Consider the following 19,180-nt stretch of genomic DNA (forward strand, 5'->3'; position numbering starts at 1 on the left):
ACATCCTTGTGCTTGTCCGTCGTTATTCCTTCGGGCATCAGGAGTTGGGTCCTTATTCCCGTGCCCGTCACGGCATGTCGCATCATAAGACAGTAACAGGAATGGTTTATGACTGATATGCTTATGATGTATGATTGGAATACAGGTCGCATCCAGCGACTAGCACTGCATAAAGAGATGTCAAATCAGGGCGGTTTACGATAGACCATCTGCGTGGATGACCTTGGTTTCATGTTCTATCGATAGGAAACTTCAGCTTTTATGATGGACGGTAAGCGCATTGCGGTGGTTCTGCCCGCATATAACGCAGGAAAGACCTTGCAGCAGACCTATGATGAAATCCCCAGGGACATTGTGGACGACATCATCCTGACTGACGATGCAAGCAGGGACAATACCGCGGAACTCGCCCGTTCGCTTGGCATCCATGTGATTGAACATGACACGAACCGTGGCTACGGCGGCAACCAGAAAACGTGCTATGAAAGCGCGCTGGCCCGGGGTGCGGATATCGTCATCATGCTGCACCCGGACTATCAGTATTCTCCACGCCTGATCCGTGCGATGGCCGCCATGCTGACTTCGGGGCATTATGACGGGGTCATTGCCTCACGCATATTGGGCAAGGGGGCGCTGCAGGGTGGCATGCCGCTGTACAAATACGTGGCAAACCGGGCGTTGACGCTGACGCAGAACATCCTCATGAATGCCAAGCTGTCCGAATACCATACCGGGTATCGTGGCTGGAGCCGCGAAGTGCTGGAGACAATACCGCTTGAGCAGTGCTCGGATGATTTTGTCTTCGATAACCAGATGCTGGCGCAGGTCATCAATGCCGGGTTCCGCATTGGCGAAATTTCATGTCCCACGCGCTACTTTGCCGAAGCCTCGTCCATCAATTTCCGCCGGAGCGTGAAATACGGTCTGGGCGTGCTGAAAACATCCGCATCCTACCGGTTGAACCGGATGGGCATTTACCGTGAGAAAATATTCAAGAAATGAACATGTTGCTGGGTGATGACCGCAAATGCGATGCTGTCTTGAAAAAAGACCGCAGCACCGGTTTCAGGATCATACCCATCGCTTTCGGTTTCATCGTACTGGCCGCCATCCTGTTTCTTGTCCGCTATAATGACATTGCGGCCGTGATCGGGACTGTACTGACCAATGTTCATGAAGACAGTGCCTGGCGCGGCTGGCTGGCGTGTGAACTGATCCAGATTGTGGTTGCCCTGTGCGGCATCCTGCCTGCCTCGGCCACGGCAATGGGTATCGGCGCGGCCTACGGTATTGTGGACGGTTTCCTGCTGGCGGCTCCCGCCACCATGATCGGGGCACTGATCTCCTTTGTCCTGTCACGGACCTTCCTGCGCGGCCTGATCCACAGGTTCCTGTGTAAACGGACCCGGCTGGACCGGCTGGACCGGGTTCTTTCTGCCGAGGGGTGGAAAATTGCATGCCTGTTCCGTCTCTCTCCCATCATGCCATTTGCCATTACCAGTTATGCGCTGGGCATGAGTTCGCTGTCCATGCGGGCCTACCTCATTGGCACGCTTGCTTCCCTGCCGGCCCTGCTGGGCTACATCACCATGGGGGCACTGACGGCCCGTAGTCTTACGTCTGTCACGGGTGAAAGCATCTCCTGGGTCCATGCCGCCATCCTGATATTAGGGGTTGTGGGCACCTTTGCATTGATCTGGCACCTGACGCGCGTCATTACGAAGGTCCTGTCCAGAGCGGACGGGTGACGCCACCGTCCGGGGCCGTCTGGATTGTAAGGGTTTCTGGCGAGGCTTTTTTCAGGAAGCCTCAGGCAATGTCACCTTTTTGAAAAAAGGCGACATCCCGGACTGTCGTTTTTTATCAGCAGGCTGTTCCCGGTCCTGATGGATTTCAGGTCCCTTTCCGCCCCGTGCGCTGTGCCCGGCAAGGGGCGTGCGGACATCATTCAGGGCAGATGCATGGTCCATTCGGGTTCCGCGGGCCAGACCCGCAGGGCATGGCTATGGTCATGCCGCCACAGCGCGACTTCACCCCACCATGAGGGACCATGCAGCATGTTCTTGCCGGTGGCCACATAATGATAGGCCCCCATCACCAGCATGATGGGTACGAGATACGCGCAGATTTTCCTGATGGTCCGGGTTCCCGTCACGGACAGGCAGGCAATGCTGACGGCAAACAGGGACTGGCCGACAAAAACATATCGTTCGGCACAGCCGGCCGGAAGCGCGGTGACCGCCCCGCCCAGCGCGCCGTATAGCGAGGCCGAGCCATGAAGACCCGCAGCCAGCGCGAACCAGACCGCTTCACGCGCATCCCTGTCGCGCATGGCCTGCCTGGCCAGTATGCCGGCCAGCAGTACGATCAGGAGAAGTGTCAGAATCACAAGGGAATAGGGGGTATCGCCCGCCATTTCCATTTTCTGGAGATGATGGCCCGCATGGACGACGAAATGCTTGAACCCGATGAAGGGGTACATGATGTAGCGGCTAAGAAATACCAGGACGAAATCACAGAAATTGAAGTTGTATACCCTGTCATTGAACTTGTGGAAGAAGAAGAGCATCTGTATCGCGCTTGACAGGTTGATGATCAGGCACTCGGCCAGCCTGGAACGCGAACGGTCGACCAGGGCGCGCAGGATGAAGAGCGGCGCCAGTATGACCCCTCCCGGGCCGCTGAGGGGCGCCAGGAAAAGCAGGATGCGGCGCAGGGATTCACGCCATCCCGTTTCTGTCGCCATGGACACGATCAGTCCGCAGCACAGGGCAAGGTGATATTGGGAATGGATGCTGTGCAGGGACACTTCCGCGGATTCGGGAACAAGCAGCAGCAGGGCGGTAACGGTACAGCGGACCCTGAATGTCGAAAGCCATGCATCCCGGGCGGTCAATATGATCAGGGGCGCACAGAGCTGGAACAGCAGGGCAATGGCCATGGTAAGATAGGGCGCATCCGCAACCGGCATGAAGTGGAAGGCCAGCAGTGTGCTGGCATTGGCCACGATGTTCAGGTAGCCGCCATAGGAATAGAAAAGGGCATCGTACCAGGAGGAGGTGCTGGCCTTTTCAAAGAATATGCTGCCTTCTTCCGCCATGAAACGCCCACCCTGCAGCAGGGCGGAATGGAAACGGACCAGAAGCAGCAGGGAAAAGAGGGCAAGCGGAAGAAGGACTTCTTTTTTATTCCTGTAAGGCACATTCATCGGCATGTTCCGGCGGGATGGTACGTTTCAATACCGGAATAGTCATTATCGCGCATTGTGATGACAGTCTGTAACGAATTGCGAAAAAAAACTTTTTATACAGGCGGGTTGCCCGCATCGCATGGCATGCATCCGTCCGATGCATGGGGACGGCAGGCCCTGACAAGGGTGGAGGCAAGCAGGAGTTCTGTCACGCAGGCTATCAGGATTGTGACCAGCACCCACCACATTCCTTCCCGCAGCAGCCAGAGCGCCGACTGGACGACGGTCGTGCCGTGACGGTGGGTCAGGGCACCGTCTATGGAAACAAGGTCATGATACCATGTGCCCGACCATAAGGCCCCCAGTGCCAGTGGCAGTGCGTAACGAAAGCGGCGCAGGCTGCTTGTATCACGCAGGGCCGACAGGGCTGGCAGCACAAGGATGAGATGGATGGCACGGTAGCCGATGTTCTGTGCGGTAAAGAAACAGCTCAGGACCAGCAGCGCCCCCACCAGCAGGAAGGAACGCTCCCGCTCGTTCAGGGCCGCTGTCGCGCGCGAATGGATGCCAAGCCTGACACCGGTGCCAAAGGCGGCCAGGGACATCACGCCTTCCATGATCCGCGCCGCGGTGGCTGGCAGTCCCATGCGTTCCGTCAGGCCGCCCCCCAGTGTCCGGGCGCCGAACATGTCTCCAAAGTAGGAACCGGTCGGGATCAGGGTCAGTGCCCGTGTCAGGTCATGCCAGCTGATGATGACAAACAGCGCCACCAGCAGCGTGCTGGCAGCCGCAACACCAAGGAAGCGGAGCGGTCTTTCGCGTGTGGCGATCAGCATCAGGGTCATGGGATAATATTTGAGCAGTCCGGCCAGCAGGGCCAGTCCATATCCGACCAGGCGGAAGCCATATGACCGGCAGGCCAGCGTGGCCGCGCTGGCGGCCAGTACGAACAGGACCAGGTCATTATTGCCCCGTTCGAGTGCAAACAGGCTGGCGCTGGAGACGACCCCGGCCGTAATCCATCGCGTATCGCGCCATGACCGGCCCGCGGGCAGCAGCAGCAGGGAGGCGAGAAAGGCCATATCCACCCCCAGGCCGATGGGCGGCAGCCAGGCCGGTGTCATGGGAAAGATGCGCAGTACGGTCCATAACGGTGAATAGTCATAGACCCGGTCCAGCAGGTCGCACGGGTTGGCGACATAAACGTCCACGCCCCTGTTGATGCAACGGATCGCGGAAAGGACCGTATCGGTATCGATGAAGGGTACGGGAAAGGGATGGATGCCCCACAGCTTGATGAGACTGCGGTAGAGGGATGTGAAGCCAGAACAGTACAGCGTAGCCATGAAGGCAAAGAGGCCCATGGCGGCCAGCGCTGGAAATATCTGTCTTCCACGCAGATTTCCCAAAGCAGTTTTTTCCTTTCACCCGGTCAGACGGGCTATCCATATGGTACGCCCGATCTCCTGACAAGATTCATCATGGGATGACAAATGTCGCAGGAAACAGGGAAATTCCTCAAATATGGCGCACCGGGAATGTTTCAGCGCAGGGGATCGCCCGTATCCGGCGCGCCCTGTGCGTTGGGACATGGAATTCTGTTTTTTCAATGGTGACGGCGGCATTCCCTGCCAGGCGGGGCGTGCCTGGGGCTGTGTCGGGATCGGCGCGGCACGGGCAGGAAAGGCCGGGCACGCCAGGCATCGTTCGGGCTGGACCGAAACACGATGGTCACACTTATTGGCTTGTCGGGCGGTGGCATGATGCTGTTTATCATACGCCCGTCCCGTCCGGCCCCGGACAGTCCTGAACCGGGCAGGCTGGCCCCCGGGACCGGATAGCCGCATTACGCCGCCACACCATCCGGACGGCTGGCGCTTCCGCCCGTTCCCGCTATGTCATGGCAGAAAAGTAGCATGAGATCCTGTTCCGGCACCTTCCGAGAGACTGTGTACCTGCCGCTGGCCGTCATACTGTTCCTGGCGCTTGCCATCCGTATCCTGCTGGTTTTCCTGTCCCCTGGGCCATTACGGGCAGACGAGTTCTTCCAGTATATGGAGCCAGCCTACCATCATATTACCGGCCATGGTGTCTTTACATGGGAATGGCGCCACGGAATCCGCTCCTGGCTGCTGCCGGACATGATTGCGGGCATGCTGAAGGCCGGTCATGCGCTTGGACTTGGGTATAGTGCCAGTTTCGTGCGCAGTGTGCTGGCGGTGGGCTCACTGGCGCTGGTCGCGGGTTTTGTCTGGGCCGGATGGCTGACCGAGGGGCTGGAGGGCGCATGGATTTGTGGAATGGCCGCTGCCTTCTGGCCCGACATGGTCAATGCATCCTTCCGCACGCTGGGTGAAACCATTGGCGGCAACATGCTGGTGCTGAGTGTGCTTGTCATCTACATCGCGATGAAACGGCGGGGCAGGGCGCATGTCCGCGCGCCCGTGCTGTTCCTGTCCGGGCTGCTGGCCGGCTGCGCCTTTGCATTCCGTTTCCATCTGGCGCCAGCACTCCTGCTGGAAGTCGCCCTTGTGGTCTATCTGGCGGGGCCGCGTGCCATTGTCCCGATCGCGGGTGGTCTGGTCGTGCCCGTATGTGTGCTGGGTATCGTGGATTACCAGACGCTGGGCCATCCGTTTCAGTCCATATACAAGAATTTCCAGATGAACGTGAACGAAGGGGTCGCCCTTCGTTATGGCAGCATGCCCATGGCATTCTACCTGTTCGGACTGTTCCATTACTGGGGCGCGGCCTTTGTGCCGGTATTCTGGCTGTTCTGGAAAGGCATGCGGCAACAGCAATACATGGCATCCATTCCATTATTCATCCTGTTATATTTTTCGCTCATTTCCCATAAGGAAATGTCCTTCATCTATGCCGCGATCCCGATCGTGATCCTTGTGGCATCACTGGCCCTTGCCGGACTGGTCCGCTCGGGCCGCGTCATGCCCCTTCCACTGGTGGTGGGGGGGATGGTGGTTCTGGAACTGGGGGTCTTTGCGTCGTCCTATGCGGATGAAATCCATCGCAACAACCGGATCATGGTCATGCAGATGAAGGCGGCGCAGATGCCCGACATGTGCGGCATGGCGCTGGTGGGGCGGGATGGCGGATGGTGGCTGTCGGGTGGCTACAGCCACATGAAACCGGGCCATGCCCTGTATCTGCTGACATCCGGCCGTGATGGCGATGTGCCCGCATCGCAATACAACTACGTCATCGGGGGCGACGGATTCGACATCTTCAATCCCGATGCGCGGAAGATCACCTGCAAGACGGGTGTCTGCCTGTATCACGTCAATTCGCAATGCGGCGGCACGCCAGATTACACCCAGTTCTCCCGCGCCCTGGCGGGTATGAATGAATGAAGGCCCCAGACGGACAGAAGCGTCCGTCTGCCGTCCTGACGCCTGAACCGCTTCCCGGTCGTGAAAAGCGGGGAGCCGCCCGTTGCGGCGGTTCCCCCTGATCTGTTCTATTTGGAAGGAACCACGTTCTCGCCCGCTGCGGGGCGGCCAGCCGTCGTGGCGTCCTGTGTGGCCTGATCCGCCGTCGGGGACGGGGCCGTGGTCGCGCCATCGTCCTTTGATGAAGGCGCGGCGGAGGACGGCGTGGCCGCCTGCGTGGCCCCAGCCGCCTGTTCCGTGCCAGCCGGCGGTACCGACCCGGGGGTGGTTGCGGCGGGCACGGCCTGCGCGGGCGCGCCGGATGGGGCTGCCGCCGGTGTTCCGGTTGTGGTGCTGGCGGGTTGTGCTGTCTGTCCCGTGGCCGCCGGCGTATCCGTAGCCGTAGTGGCGGGTCTGGCTGGTGGCGCGCCCGGTATGATCGTGGTGGGGGTGGGGGCACTTGCCCCCACGGTCGACATCTGCGGCAGCGCCGGGGTCGGGGCAACCGGGCGCGGGGTCAGGGTTACGGTCGGCTGGGTGTAGCGGCTCAGGGCATCGCTGTCGCTCTGCACGCCATAGGCATTCATGGGCGGCAGGGGCTGGGGCGATGGCTGGTCCGCCGCCGGGTTGCGGTCAAGCACCACGCGGGTGTTCTGCGGGTAGCGGTTCATCAGGCCAAGCAGCGTGCCATTGGTCCAGCCAAAGCCGATCTGCATGGGGTATTCGCCGCCACCCTTGCCGCCCTTGGGGCTGATGAAGGGATTGACCACGTCGTATTTTTCCAGCAGCACGCCGGATTTTTCATACGTGCCGATCACACGCCCCATCCACCGGGCCGCGATATCGCTGGCCAGCGCGTCATAGCCGTACTGGTTCAGGCCCTTGACCGCCATCCACTGCAGCGGCGCCCAGCCATTGGGCGAATCCCACTGCTGGCCGCTGCCGCTGCGTTCGGTGGCGATCAGGCCACCGACCTTGAGCAGTTCCTTGCGGATGGTCTCGGACACGGCCTTGGCCTGTTCCGGTGTTGCCATCTGCAGGAACAGCGGCACGGCGGTAGCGCCCGACAGGATGGAGGTGGATTCCCCCTTCTTCCAGTCATAGTCGATGAAGGCGGCACGCCGTTCATCCCACAGGATACGCTGCGCGGCGTCTATGCGCCCCTGCGCCAGGCGGCTGTAGCGGGCGGCGGCTTCCTTGTCGCCCTTCAGGTCATAGGCATGCGCCAGGGTCTGCTGCAGGTGCGGGATCAGGAAGTTGAGTTCCACCGTCAGCAGGTCCGTGGTGTGGATGGTGGACAGGGTATGCCCGTCGGCCAGCCAGCGCGAGGAGAAGTCCCACCCCGTTTCCGACCCCGCGCGCAGGTCACGGTAGACTTCTTCCTTCGGGCGGCCGGACTGGGCGGCGGTGGCGATGTCCTCCGGGTAGCTTTCATCGCGCGGGGTGTCCATGTCATCCCAGTGGCGGTTCATGACCGTGCCGTCGGGCAGGCGGACCACATGGCGGTAGGCCCCGCCGGGGGGCACGGAATCCTGCCCGTCCATCCAGTAATCGTATTCCGCTTGCAGTTCGGGCAGGAAGGTGGTGTAGGCCACCTGTCCGTCATGCATGGCCAGCAGGTCCACCATGAGCGAGAAGAACGGTGCCTGCGAACGGCTGAGGTAATAGGTCCGGCTGCCGTTGGGAATGTGGCCGTAGCGGTCGATCATCGAGGCCATGTCGCGGATCATGTCGCGCATGAGGTCGATCTTCTGGTTTTCGTACAGCCCGATCATGGTGAAGTAGCTGTCCCAGTAATACAGCTCACTGAAACGCCCGCCCGGCACCACGTAGGTATAGGGCAGCGGCAGCTGGGAGGAATAGGCCACCTGCGTGTCTGGCGGGCGGCTCAGCACGTCCCACATGCCGTTTATGTAGTCGCGCACGTTTTCATCGGGGCTGCGCTGGTAGGATACGGTCTTGCGTTCGGGCAGGGTGAAGTGCCGGGCCACGAAATCCTTCAGCGAGAAATCGGGCCGCAGCCGGGCGGTGTTGTATTCCGCCATCAGGTCGGCCGGGGCCTCGTCGGGTATGGCGTCGGCCGCGGTCTTGGCATCGGTATAGATATGCGCCTCGCCAATGGCCTCAAACAGGCCCGCCAGCACGATGGAGGGCGGCCGCAGGTCCTGCGCCAGTGCCGCCGGCGCCCCCGCGTCGGACAGCAGGGCGGTGGCGGGGGGGACGGGTGTGCTGCCGCTGGAAGCCGGCCCTTCCTTGTGCACGACCTGTGCGGGCTGGGTGCCCGGCGCGGGCGGCGGGGCGGGCACGGTCTGGCTGGCCTGATCCGGGCCTGCGGGCATGGCCGTGCCAGCGGGGGCCGGTGAGGCGGCGGCGGGTGCGCCGTCCTGTGCCGGGACCGTAGCGGTGCCGGGCGGTGCTGCCGGGGCGGCGGATGGCGCGGGTTGCGGCGCGGATTGTGGTGCGGACTGGGCAGGCTGCGTGCCCGTGGCCCCGGTGGGGGGGGCTGATCCGGGTGTGGCCTCCTGCGTGGGCGCGGCCTGTGGCGGCGTGTGGGGGGCGGGTGTCGGGTCCTGTGGCGCGGGTGGCATGCTGCCGCTCCCCGAAAGCGGTTCGGGTGTCGGGACGGAATAGGTCTGCGCCCCGTCAGTTACCGGTCCGGTCGCGGGCGGCGGGGTGGAAAGGGCGGGAGCCGCTGCCGTCCCATCCGTACCGTGCGGTGCGGATGAGATGGAAGCGGGCGCAGCTGCCAGTTCCGCCTGTGGGGTGGCGGGTGCTGTCTGGGCCAGTGCTGACGTACCGGCGTAGAGAAGGCCGGCCAGCACAAGCCCGGCCTGACGGGGCGCGGACCGGGACAGACTTGAACCGCACAGGAGGGAAACTTTCACGAGACGCCATTTCTCCGAACAATGAAAACCTGATCTTTGCACAATGCCCTGCCTTGGTCTGGTATCACAAAGGGAAACCGTGCGGATGGAGGGAAGTTCATTTTCAGGCATGGTGCCTGTCATGAACAGGCACCCGCTTTCCCCCATGGGGCGAAACCGGCTATGCTGGGTGCCCTTTTGGCCCCACATGGGCCGAGCGTTCGTGATTTTTTTCCCGTTCCGCCAACCGGAGTCGCCGCTTCATGCCCTCATCCCTTCAGGGTCTTACCCCGCTGGCCGCAACCGATGCCCTGTTTTACGAACGCGCCGGTGCCCGCCTTGGCCGCCCGGATGCCGAGCGTCTGGTCAACCAGGCGCTTACCGGCATGGATGATGGCGAGCTTTTCCTGGAATATCGTGAAAGCGAGGCCATTTCCCTTGATGAAGGCGTGATCCGCTCCGCCACCTTCGATACCTCATCCGGCTTTGGCCTGCGTGCCGTGCTGGAAGAGGAAACCGGCTTCGCCCATTCCGATGAAATCAGCGAAAGTGCCATCCGCCGCGCGGCCGAGACCGTGACCCAGATCCGCTCCGGCCGCACCGGCACGCTGGCCGTGGGGCCGCGCGCGACCAACCACCGCCTGTATCCCGACATCAACCCGCTGGCGGAGGGCACGTTTGCCTCCCGTGCCGCCATGCTGTCCGAACTGGATGCCTATGCCCGCGCGCGTGATCCGCGTGTGGTACAGGTCATGGCATCGCTTTCGGCGGAATGGCAGGCCGTGCAGATCATCCGCCCCGACGGGCAGCGCATGGCCGATATCCGACCGCTGGTACGCATGAATGTATCGGTGGTGGTGGAACAGGACGGGCGGCGTGAAAGTGGCGGCCACGGCCTGGGCGGGCGTTATGCCTATACCCGCCTGCTTGCACCGCAGGTCTGGCAGGGCGCGGTTGACGAGGCCCTGCGCATGGCGCTGGTCAACCTGGATGCCCGGCCCGCGCCTGCGGGCGAGATGGAAGTGGTACTGGGTGCCGGCTGGCCCGGCATCCTGCTGCATGAGGCCGTGGGCCATGGGCTGGAAGGGGATTTCAACCGCAAGGGCACATCGGCCTTTGCGGGGCTTATGGGCAAGCGGGTGGCGGCACCGGGTGTGACCGTGGTGGATGATGGCACCCTGCCCGAGCGCCGGGGCAGCCTGACCATCGATGATGAAGGTACCCCCACCAGCCGCACCGTGATGATCGAGGATGGTATCCTGACCGGCTACCTGCAGGACCGGCTCAATGCCCGGCTGATGGGTGTGCCGCCGACGGGCAACGGGCGTCGGCAGTCCTATGCCCACGCGCCCATGCCGCGCATGACCAACACCATCATGCTGGGTGGTGACGCCACGACCGAGGACATGATCCGCAGCACGAAACGTGGCCTGTACGCGGTCAATTTTGGCGGGGGTCAGGTGGATATCACGTCCGGCAAGTTCGTGTTCGCCGCGTCCGAGGCGTATATGATCGAGGACGGGAAGATCACATTCCCCGTGCGCGGGGCCACCCTGATTGGCAATGGCGCGGATGCCATGACCAAGGTCACCATGATTGGCAGCGAACCCGCGCTGGACCCCGGCATCGGCACCTGTGGCAAGTCGGGGCAGGGCGTGCCGGTGGGCGTCGGCCAGCCCACGCTCAAGATGACCGGCCTGACCGTGGGCGGCACGGGCGGCTGAACCATAAAAAATAGGGATCAGACGTTTTTGGGTGCCGCCTTTTTTCAAAAAGGCGGCGTTCTTCGAAGCTTTTTGGAAAAAAGCTTCACCAAAAACTTCTTGTTTTTTAAGCGCCTCGTGCCGCCGCCATGACCGCTTTCATATGGCGGATGACTGCGGGCAGCCCGTCAAAAATGGCCTGCCCGATCAGGAAATGCCCGATGTTCAGTTCCATCACCTGCGGCAGGGCCGCGACGGGACTTACGTTTTCATAGCTCAGGCCATGGCCCGCATGGACTTCCAGCCCGCATCGCGCCGCATGTTCCGCCCCCATGGCCAGGCGGCCCAGTTCCACCGCACGGGCGGCCTCATCCACCGCATCGGCATAGGCGCCGGTATGCAGTTCGACCACGGCCGCGCCCAGTTGTGCGGCGGCTTCGATCTGGGCGGCATCAGGGTCGATAAAGAGTGAAACCCGGATTCCGGCATCCCGCATGCGCGTGATGCGCGGGGCAAGGCTTGCGGCTTGCCCGCGCACGTCCAGCCCGCCTTCGGTCGTGACCTCCTGCCGCCGTTCGGGTACCAGGCAGCAGGCATGCGGGCGCAGGCGGGTGGCGATGGTGGTCATTTCCTCGGTGGCCGCCATTTCCATGTTCAGTGGAATGGCAAGTGCTGCGCGCAGGCGCTCAAGGTCGGTATCGCGGATGTGGCGGCGGTCTTCGCGCAGGTGGGCGGTAATGCCATCCGCCCCGGATTCCTGGGCCAGCAGTGCCGCCAGTACCGGGTCGGGATGCGTGCCGCCACGCGCGTTGCGCACGGTGGCGACGTGGTCGATGTTCACGCCCAGCCGGACCGGGGCGGAGGGAAAGGTGTTCATGTCGGGTTCCTGTGTTCGGCCATCCGGCCTGCCATGCGCAGGGCGGCGACAAGGCTGGCCGGGTCGGCCACGCCGCGCCCGGCGATGTCAAAGGCCGTGCCGTGGTCGGGTGACGTGCGGATGATCGGCAGCCCCAGCGTGGTGTTGACCCCGTTTGTCATGTCGATGGTCTTGAGCGGGATCAGCGCCTGGTCATGGTACATGCACATCGCCACGTCATAGCGCGCGCGTGCGGGGGGCGTGAACAGGGTGTCCGGCGGCCAGGGGCCGGTGATGTCCATGCCGTCACGGCGCAGGGTTTCGATTGCAGGGATGATGAGGGTCTGCTCTTCCGTACCCATGCTGCCGTCCTCACCCGCATGGGGGTTCAGCCCGGCCATGGCGATGCGGGGGGCCGCAATGCCGAAATCACGGATCAGGGCCGCATGGGTGGTGCGGGTGGCGGCGATGATGCCTTCGGTCGAGAGTTCGTCCAGCGCGCGGCGCAGGCTGACATGGATGGTGATGGGCACCACGCGCAGTTCGGGGCAGGCCAGCATCATCACCTCGCGCCCCGGCACGTTGCACAGGGCGGCAAGATATTCGGTATGGCCGGGATAGGCGAACCCCGCCTTCTTCAGCACGATCTTGCTGATCGGGTTGGTCACGACCGCGCCCGCCTGCCCGTTGCGGGCCAGTTCCACCGCACGCGCGATGGATGTGGTGATGGCGCCAGCGTTGCGGCTGTCCGGCTGGCCGGGGGTGACGGGGGCGGCAAGGGCGACCGGCAGCACGGGCACTGCCTGGGCAAACACGTCCGCCACCTGCCCGATGGTGCCGATGTCGCGCACCGGCACGCCGTGGCGCGCGATCAGGGCCGCGTCCCCCACCACGGCAAAACGGATGGTGCCGCCGCGCAGGGCCTGCCACGCGCCCGCCGTGATTTCCGGCCCGATTCCCGCTGGGTCGCCCATGGTCAGGGCAAGGGGGCGGTTTTCCTCAGGCATCTGCGGGGGCCATGGCGTGCAGGATGCGGATCCATGAACGCATGCCCTTGTGGAAGGAGGTCAGTTCATATTTCTCGTTGGGCGAATGGGCGCGGTCATCATCCAGCGCGAAACCCACCAGCAGGGCAGGCATGTCCAGTATGCGCTGCATGTCGCCCGCAACCGGGATCGAGCCGCCACAGCCGATGGTCACGGCCGGGGTGTTCCATTCATCACTCAGTGCCTGCAGGGTCAGCCGCAGGCCGAAGGCATCATCGGGCAGCGCACTGGCCATCGAGCCGCCGCAGGGGGTGAAGGTGACCGTGCAGTCATCGGGCAGCATGGCACGCACATGGGCGCAGAAAGCCTGCCGGATGCGCACGGGGTCCTGCCCCGCCACCAGCCGGAACGAGACCTTGGCCACGGCCTCGCCCGGCAGCACGGTCTTGAAACCCTCGCCGGTATAGCCGCTGGAGATGCCATTGATCTCGAAACTGGGGCGGCACCATGTCTGCTCGATGGCGGTATAGCCTTTCTCGCCCGCCGGGATGGAAAGCCCCACTTCCCCAAGGAAGGTCGCGTCATCGGGTGCGATTTCGCGCCAGCGCGCACGGAGCGCGGGTGAGGGGTCTTCCACGCCCGCATAAAAGCCGGGCAGCACGACGCGGCCGGTTTCACCATCGCGGATGGACGACAGGACGGTACACAGCAGTTCCGCCGGGTTGCGCGCGGCGTTGCCGTATATGCCGGAATGCAGGTCGCGCGTTGCGCAGCGCAGGTGGATTTCCTCGCCCAGCATGCCGCGCAGCGTGGTGGTGATGGCGGGCACGCCGGGCAGCATGGCGGTATCGCAGATCAGCCCTACTTCGGCGCGCAGTTCATCCCGGTGGGCTTCCATGAAGGGGACAAGATTGGGGCCGCCGCATTCTTCCTCGCCTTCGATCAGCAGCGAGACGCGCACCGGCAGGGTGCCCGTGGTGGCGCGGATGGCGCGGATGGCCTCGATGAAGGTCATGACCTGGCCCTTGTCGTCCGATGCGCCGCGCGCGACGATGCGCCTTGCGCCATCCGGGCCGGCAACCAGCCCCGGCTCGAACGGACCGCTTTCCCACAGGGCCAGCGGGTCGACGGGCTGCACGTCGTAATGGCCATAGAACAGCACATGCGGCCCGGCGGGGGGCGTGCGGTCATGGGCGACCAGAATGGGGTGGCCGGGTGTTTCATGCATGGTGACGTCAAAGCCGAGGCCGTCAAGTTCATCACGCAGCCACATCGCTGCCCGCCTGCAGTCATCGGCATGTTCGGGCTGGGTGGAGATGCTGGGAATGCGCAGGAACGCGAACAGCCGCGCCAATGCCGCATCGAGTGTGCGGTCCGCCTGTTCCAGGACTGGAGAAAGGGTGGAAGGGGAGGCGGTCATGCGTACTCCATATGCGAAAACAGGCATCCGGCAGCCCGGACGGGGAGAGGCGATTGTGCCTGTTATGGATGCAAAAGCAACGTGTCCCGGCGCTATGGGTCGCATCCGTCAGGCCACGGGCGTGGGAGAGGCACGGGTGTTCAGGCGGCAATATTTTCCATCCGGCCGGGCCATGCCCCGCAATGGAGGAATTGATGGTTCCCGGCGGATATCTGTTATAGGGTCAGGATCGGAACAGGGTTTTGAATTACCAATATGACAGTATGGGAAAACATGAAGTACCTGTCGCTTTCCGTGGGTGCGACTGTCATTTCATATCTTTTTTACACAAGAATATTTTGTGATGCGCCCGGTATCCTGGATATGGTCATCAATTCGGACAGTCTTGTCCTGCCCCGGATGGGGTGGGAGATGTGGCATGTACCGCACGCCTGGCAGCATTTCCAGTGGCCGCGCGTGCCCAGCCTGTTTCCGGACATGCTCTGGTTCTGGCTGGCCGAAAGTGTCCGGCTGGACTGGCGCGTCGCGCTGGATGGTTTTTTCCTGCTCTCGCTGTGCCTGATGACCGCCTGCCTGGCGTCCGTCATCTGGCGCATGGGCGACCTGGCCTGGCCACAGGCCCTGTTCGTGTCTTCCTTTACGCTGGCGGCCGTTGTGGCATGCGTATCGGCTGGCGTGCATGTACAGGGCCTTCGTGACGTATCCGGGCTGCTGGAACTGTTCCTGCCCGCCTATCATGGCAGTGCCTTCATGCTGTCGCTGCTGGCGGCGACACTGGCGAACTGGGAATATGGCAGGGGCGGCCGGATTGCGAATTTTTGCCCGACAGCCTGCCTGTGCCTTGTCGCCACCTTCAGTGATCCCCTGTTCGTGACAACATTCGCGGTTCCCTTTGCCCTGTCGACCGGCCTGTTCGCGCTGCGGCACAGGAAAGACACGACCCCGGTCCGGGTCGCGCTGAAGGACGGGATCGGGCCTTCCCTGTTCCTGCTGGGGGCCTGTACCGTCGGGTTTGTGGGGCAGGAACTGCTTTACAAGCAGAACCTGGGGGGCGTGTTCAAGCACTTCCCGCTGCTGGCCCTGCCGGAAATCCTGTATTCCGCGTGCTTCAGTGTCCGGGCCTTCTGCTGTCTGGCCCTGTTCGCGCTGTCCATCATTCCGTTCATCAGGATAGGTGCGAAAATATCCGCAAAGGCCATCGCACCTTATAAGGAGCGGTTGTTTTACCACGGCTATGCCGCATCCATAATATCCTTGTGCATATTGTCGGTGTCGTATGTTGACGTATCGGTTTACCGGTATGCCCTGCCGGTTACCTGGTGGTCGATCATCTTTCTTGTGTCATGCCCTGATCCTGCTGCCGTCAGGAAAATGTCGGATTATGCGATGGTCTGCCTGCCATGCGCGTTCATGTATTTCGTGCTGATTGGCAACCATGGAAACAGGCTCGCCGGATGGCATTCCCCGCTTGAGAGCTGCATTTCCCAAAATCATGACAGGCTGGGCCTGCGGGGCGGGCTGGCGCAGTACTGGCTGTCGCGAAAGCTGGAGGCGTCCTCGGACTGGGCATTGCAGATCGAGCAGGTGACGGATGGGAACCACATCTTCATCTGGGGCAATAATCCCGACCTGTACGCGCATGACGTGCATGGTTTCGACGGCATGCCCGTATTCAATTACTTCGTTGATGACGGGAAGGAAGATCTGGCGACGCTGTACAGGGACATGGGGCCGCCCGCCCATGTCCTGCACTGTCCCGAAGCGGATGTCCTGGTGTTTGGCCAGCCGGTCAGGCTGCGGTAATCCGGCATGCCGCCCGCCGTGTCCGGGCGACCTGTCATGTCCGGGTGGCATGGGTTCAGCACCGCCCGTGCAGGAACCCCAGTGCCGGCAGGGGGCGCCACGCGCGTGGCAGGTCCGCGCGGCGATAGGGGCGGATGCTGTAATGCGGTATCGCGACGGCATTGCGTTCAAGAAAATTGCGGTAGGCAGCCACCTGCCGGCTGCGCCATTCGCAATCCGCCTCGGCGGCGGCGCGGGTGGGGTAGATGCTGGCGATGCGTGTCTCGCGCCCGGTGGTCGCCACGACCGCCCAGGATTCGTCACGGCGTGCAGTGGTCCGGAATGCGACAACCTTGCCCATAGCCCTGTCCCTGTCCCGGTTTATGGTGCCTCTCCCGCAGGCAAGCATGGGGGCGGCCGGCGGCGCAAGCGGTCCGTCGCATGAATTGATTTTCTTGCAGGTGCCGGTTGTTGGGGGTAGGGAACAGGATCATGATACGTCTTTTCATTACCCTGCCCGTGATCGTGGCACTGATCATTTTCGCGGCCTGCAACCAGGCGCCGGTGGAACTGTCATGGCTGCAGTGGAAATGGACGTCCTCGCCCGGCGTGCTGGCCCTGCTGGTGGCCGCCCTGTTCTATGCCACCGGCTCGGCCAGTGCATGGATCGTGGTGCTGCGCCAGATGCGCCGCGCCCGCCGTGCCGAACAGGAACTGCGCACCCTGCGGGCACGCCTGCCGACTGATGATGCGGCAGGGGCCCGCCCGCCCGGACTGGCCTCCGCCCCGGCTGATTCCCCCATGGTGCAGACCTATGCGGCAGGCCAGCCCGCGGTGACGCAGCCGGCGGTCCCATCCACCGGCGGCATGGCCGTGACCGAAGCCCCTGTTACCACGGAACGGCCCCCGGCTTCCTGAATTCCTGCCGCCTGTCCCGGCCCGTAACCTGTTGCCCGTTTCTGGAGTACCGCCAATGCGTGGACGGTCCACCCGCCTGATTGTTGCCCTCGATACCAAGGATACGGCGCAGGCCGTGAACTGGCGGCAGGCAACCGCCGCCCATGCGGGCGCGGTCAAGCTGGGGCTGGAGTTTACCTATGCAAGCGGGCTGGAGGCGGTGCGGGCCGTGGCGGGTGACAGCCCGCTGTTCCTGGACCTGAAACTGCACGACATTCCCAATACCGTGGCCTCCGCCATTGGCAGCCTTGCGGGCGTGCGGCCCGCCATGCTGACCATCCACGCCTCTGGCGGCCGGGCCATGATCGCTGCCGCGCGGGCGGCGGTGGACGCAACGTTTCCCGCGCAGGCCCGTCCCCTGCTGCTGGGTGTGACCGTGCTGACCAGCATGGATGAAGCCGGGCTGCATGAAATTGGCGTGCCGGGCAGTGTGGAAGCACAGGTGATCCGGCTTGGCCGTCTGGCCATGGAAGCCGGGGCGGATGGGCTGGTCTGTTCCCCGCACGAGATCACGCCCCTGCGGCAGGCACTGGGGGACGATCCCGTTCTGGTGGTGCCCGGTATCCGCCCCGCCGGGAGTGCGGCGGGCGACCAGAAACGGATCATGACACCCGCGCAGGCCCGGGCCGCCGGGGCCGACTGGATTGTGGTGGGCCGTCCCATTACCCGTGCGGCTGACCCGGCCGCCGCCGCCGCCGCCATTGCGGCCGAACTGGCAGCCTGAATGCCCGTTCGGGGCCGCCAGTTTTTTTGGGAAAGCCTGGGGGCACGCCGTCTTTATGGAAAAGGGCGATATCCGGCGGTTTTTATTTTTTCATCAATGAAGTGTACCCAGACCTTCTTCAGGGCGAACGGATGATGACGGTACGTGTCAAGATATGCGGCCTGCGTGACCGCGCGGGAGTGGACGCGGCCTGTGCGGCGGGGGCCGACTGGGTCGGGTTCGTGTTTTTTGAACGCTCCCCCCGTCATGTCACGGCAGATGTCGCGGGCAGGCTGGCCCGCGCCATACCCCCTGATGGCCCGCAGCGTATCGGCCTGTTCGTCCATCCCACGGATGATGCGATCAGGCAGGTTCTGGATCATGTGCCCCTTGACGGGTTGCAGATCTATGATGATGCCGCGCGCGCCGCGGCCATCCGGGCGCGTTTCGGCCTGCCGGTATGGCTGGCGGCCGGGGTCGCAGCCCCCACCGACCTGCCGCATGCCTGTGCGGTGGACGGGCTGGTCATTGAATCCCGTCCGCCTGCCGGGTCGGACCGGCCGGGGGGCAATGCCCGCAGCTTTGACTGGGGCCTGACGGCGCAGTGGCAGGCCCCGGCGCCATGGCTGCTGGCGGGTGGTCTCAACCCCGGCAATGTCCGGCGCGCCATACGGCAGGCCGGGGCGCGGGCGGTTGATGTCTCATCGGGGGTGGAATCCGCCCCCGGTGTCAAATCAGCGTCCCTGATCCATCAGTTCGTGCAGGCCGCGCGGAACCCGGCCTAGCGGTAATAACCGCCGTAATAGCCACCATAATAGGCCGGGGGCGGCGGGGGTGGCGGTGCGGGATAGGCATAGGGCGGCGGCGGATAGCCATAGGCCGGATAACCATACCCGTAACCGTAATAGGGCCGGTAGCGATAGGGGGACATGGCAACCCCAAGCGCCGTTCCCGCCGCAATGCCCATGCCAAAGCCGCCCCAGCCCCAGCCGGGACGCCAGCCCCAGCCGCCGCCACGCCATCCGCCCCCATGCCAGCCACCGCCCCAGCCGCCACCACGCCAGGCATAGGCGGAGGAGGCGGGCAACATACCGGCCAGTCCCATGGATACAGCCAGCAACAGGGCCACCTTAACGCATCGGCTCGCTTCCTTTTCCCAGGCATCGTGCTCCCGCCGATATTGGCATGGGGCTGGTAAATATCCAGCCCGCCACACGCTCCTGTGCAACAGATCGGCGGGCATGCAGGGCTGGTACGGTATTCCGGGCCTGATGCGCCAGGCTGGCAAATCATAATAAAAGCCTTTGGCTGCTGCTCTTTTTTAAAACAGGGG

16 protein-coding genes are annotated in these 19,180 nt (G+C 63.3%); 8 read left to right on the plus strand and 8 right to left on the minus strand.

The annotated features are described in order from the left end of the window. Positions 1-261 precede the first annotated feature (261 nt). The gene (locus CFR78_RS00770) at positions 262-1,002 is read left to right on the plus strand and encodes a glycosyltransferase family 2 protein (protein ID WP_007397136.1); all 741 of its coding nucleotides are present in this window, start codon (positions 262-264) and stop codon (positions 1,000-1,002) included. Positions 1,003-1,040: 38 nt separating this feature from the next. Further along, on the plus strand, positions 1,041-1,748 hold the full coding sequence (locus tag CFR78_RS00775; RefSeq protein ID WP_223846597.1) for a TVP38/TMEM64 family protein: 708 nt from the start codon (positions 1,041-1,043) through the stop codon (positions 1,746-1,748). 200 nt (positions 1,749-1,948) lie between these two features. Here the strand turns inward: CFR78_RS00775 and CFR78_RS00780 are convergent, their stop codons facing one another. Both CFR78_RS00780 and CFR78_RS00785 read right to left on the minus strand, forming a co-directional pair. Next, positions 1,949-3,208, minus strand: a complete 1,260-nt coding sequence (locus tag CFR78_RS00780) for a hypothetical protein (RefSeq protein ID WP_240471307.1) — start codon at positions 3,206-3,208, stop codon at positions 1,949-1,951. A 95-nt stretch (positions 3,209-3,303) separates the two neighbouring features. Beyond that, on the minus strand, positions 3,304-4,536 hold the full coding sequence (locus tag CFR78_RS00785; RefSeq protein WP_240471308.1) for a hypothetical protein: 1,233 nt from the start codon (positions 4,534-4,536) through the stop codon (positions 3,304-3,306). A gap of 570 nt (positions 4,537-5,106) precedes the next feature. On the opposite strand from CFR78_RS00785, the gene CFR78_RS00790 reads away from it, so the two are divergent. Beyond that, positions 5,107-6,558 (plus strand): glycosyltransferase family protein, encoded by a 1,452-nt coding sequence (locus CFR78_RS00790; protein WP_167331772.1) that lies wholly within the window; start codon positions 5,107-5,109, stop codon positions 6,556-6,558. Between the two features lie 107 nt (positions 6,559-6,665). Here CFR78_RS00790 and treF read toward each other — a convergent pair whose 3' ends face one another. Beyond that, entirely contained in the window at positions 6,666-8,915 is a 2,250-nt protein-coding gene (treF, locus tag CFR78_RS00795) for an alpha,alpha-trehalase TreF (protein ID WP_371440400.1), read from the minus strand. Positions 8,916-9,703: 788 nt separating this feature from the next. Between treF and tldD the strand changes: the two genes are divergently transcribed. Next, a complete protein-coding gene (gene tldD / locus CFR78_RS00805) occupies positions 9,704-11,164 on the plus strand; it encodes a metalloprotease TldD (RefSeq protein WP_007397128.1) in 1,461 nt (486 codons plus the stop codon). A gap of 106 nt (positions 11,165-11,270) precedes the next feature. On the opposite strand, the gene CFR78_RS00810 is transcribed toward tldD, so the two are convergent. From CFR78_RS00810 to CFR78_RS00820, 3 genes are read right to left on the minus strand one after another with little or no spacing between them, the layout of a single operon-like run. Then, entirely contained in the window at positions 11,271-12,020 is a 750-nt protein-coding gene (locus tag CFR78_RS00810) for a pyridoxine 5'-phosphate synthase (protein WP_034926796.1), read from the minus strand. After that, positions 12,017-13,006, minus strand: a complete 990-nt coding sequence (pdxA, locus tag CFR78_RS00815; protein WP_034926798.1) for a 4-hydroxythreonine-4-phosphate dehydrogenase PdxA — start codon at positions 13,004-13,006, stop codon at positions 12,017-12,019. Before pdxA ends, CFR78_RS00810 begins: the two co-directional genes overlap by 4 nt. Continuing rightward, positions 12,999-14,405, minus strand: a complete 1,407-nt coding sequence (locus CFR78_RS00820) for a M20/M25/M40 family metallo-hydrolase (RefSeq protein ID WP_034926801.1) — start codon at positions 14,403-14,405, stop codon at positions 12,999-13,001. Before CFR78_RS00820 ends, pdxA begins: the two co-directional genes overlap by 8 nt. A gap of 363 nt (positions 14,406-14,768) precedes the next feature. Between CFR78_RS00820 and CFR78_RS00825 the strand changes: the two genes are divergently transcribed. Further along, positions 14,769-16,208 (plus strand): hypothetical protein, encoded by a 1,440-nt coding sequence (locus CFR78_RS00825; RefSeq protein WP_034927242.1) that lies wholly within the window; start codon positions 14,769-14,771, stop codon positions 16,206-16,208. Between the two features lie 55 nt (positions 16,209-16,263). Here CFR78_RS00825 and CFR78_RS00830 read toward each other — a convergent pair whose 3' ends face one another. Next, positions 16,264-16,548, minus strand: a complete 285-nt coding sequence (locus CFR78_RS00830) for a hypothetical protein (protein ID WP_007397123.1) — start codon at positions 16,546-16,548, stop codon at positions 16,264-16,266. Between the two features lie 131 nt (positions 16,549-16,679). Here CFR78_RS00830 and CFR78_RS00835 point away from each other — a divergent pair, with 131 nt between their 5' ends. The 3 genes from CFR78_RS00835 to CFR78_RS00845 all read left to right on the plus strand — a co-directional run bounded on the left by CFR78_RS00835 (position 16,680) and on the right by CFR78_RS00845 (position 18,632). After that, complete coding sequence (locus CFR78_RS00835; RefSeq protein WP_034926803.1) at positions 16,680-17,105, plus strand: LapA family protein; 426 nt, start codon at positions 16,680-16,682, stop codon at positions 17,103-17,105. Positions 17,106-17,160: 55 nt separating this feature from the next. Next, a complete protein-coding gene (gene pyrF, locus CFR78_RS00840) occupies positions 17,161-17,868 on the plus strand; it encodes an orotidine-5'-phosphate decarboxylase (RefSeq protein WP_034926806.1) in 708 nt (235 codons plus the stop codon). A 134-nt stretch (positions 17,869-18,002) separates the two neighbouring features. Then, complete coding sequence (locus CFR78_RS00845) at positions 18,003-18,632, plus strand: phosphoribosylanthranilate isomerase (RefSeq protein WP_034927244.1); 630 nt, start codon at positions 18,003-18,005, stop codon at positions 18,630-18,632. Here the strand turns inward: CFR78_RS00845 and CFR78_RS00850 are convergent. Beyond that, on the minus strand, positions 18,629-18,976 hold the full coding sequence (locus CFR78_RS00850) for a hypothetical protein (protein ID WP_258365811.1): 348 nt from the start codon (positions 18,974-18,976) through the stop codon (positions 18,629-18,631). The genes CFR78_RS00845 and CFR78_RS00850 overlap by 4 nt on opposite strands. Positions 18,977-19,180: the final 204 nt, after the last annotated feature.

Origin of the sequence: Komagataeibacter rhaeticus (assembly GCF_003207855.1) — a bacterium.
Taxonomy (GTDB): Bacteria; Pseudomonadota; Alphaproteobacteria; order Acetobacterales; family Acetobacteraceae; genus Komagataeibacter; species Komagataeibacter rhaeticus.

What these genes read in the sequence shown, in the direction of transcription:
- CFR78_RS00810 (WP_034926796.1), bottom strand. Translation starts at nt 12,020, where the DNA reads ATGAACACCTTTCCCTCCGCCCCGGTCCGGCTGGGCGTGAACATCGAC.
- CFR78_RS00790 (WP_167331772.1), top strand. Translation starts at nt 5,107, where the DNA reads ATGAGATCCTGTTCCGGCACCTTCCGAGAGACTGTGTACCTGCCGCTG.
- CFR78_RS00770 (WP_007397136.1), top strand. Translation starts at nt 262, where the DNA reads ATGATGGACGGTAAGCGCATTGCGGTGGTTCTGCCCGCATATAACGCA.
- CFR78_RS00835 (WP_034926803.1), top strand. Translation starts at nt 16,680, where the DNA reads ATGATACGTCTTTTCATTACCCTGCCCGTGATCGTGGCACTGATCATT.
- CFR78_RS00825 (WP_034927242.1), top strand. Translation starts at nt 14,769, where the DNA reads ATGGTCATCAATTCGGACAGTCTTGTCCTGCCCCGGATGGGGTGGGAG.
- CFR78_RS00780 (WP_240471307.1), bottom strand. Translation starts at nt 3,208, where the DNA reads ATGAATGTGCCTTACAGGAATAAAAAAGAAGTCCTTCTTCCGCTTGCC.
- pdxA (WP_034926798.1), bottom strand. Translation starts at nt 13,006, where the DNA reads ATGCCTGAGGAAAACCGCCCCCTTGCCCTGACCATGGGCGACCCAGCG.
- pyrF (WP_034926806.1), top strand. Translation starts at nt 17,161, where the DNA reads ATGCGTGGACGGTCCACCCGCCTGATTGTTGCCCTCGATACCAAGGAT.
- CFR78_RS00820 (WP_034926801.1), bottom strand. Translation starts at nt 14,405, where the DNA reads ATGACCGCCTCCCCTTCCACCCTTTCTCCAGTCCTGGAACAGGCGGAC.
- CFR78_RS00830 (WP_007397123.1), bottom strand. Translation starts at nt 16,548, where the DNA reads ATGGGCAAGGTTGTCGCATTCCGGACCACTGCACGCCGTGACGAATCC.
- CFR78_RS00845 (WP_034927244.1), top strand. Translation starts at nt 18,003, where the DNA reads ATGACGGTACGTGTCAAGATATGCGGCCTGCGTGACCGCGCGGGAGTG.
- tldD (WP_007397128.1), top strand. Translation starts at nt 9,704, where the DNA reads ATGCCCTCATCCCTTCAGGGTCTTACCCCGCTGGCCGCAACCGATGCC.
- CFR78_RS00785 (WP_240471308.1), bottom strand. Translation starts at nt 4,536, where the DNA reads ATGGCTACGCTGTACTGTTCTGGCTTCACATCCCTCTACCGCAGTCTC.
- treF (WP_371440400.1), bottom strand. Translation starts at nt 8,915, where the DNA reads ATGCCCGCAGGCCCGGATCAGGCCAGCCAGACCGTGCCCGCCCCGCCG.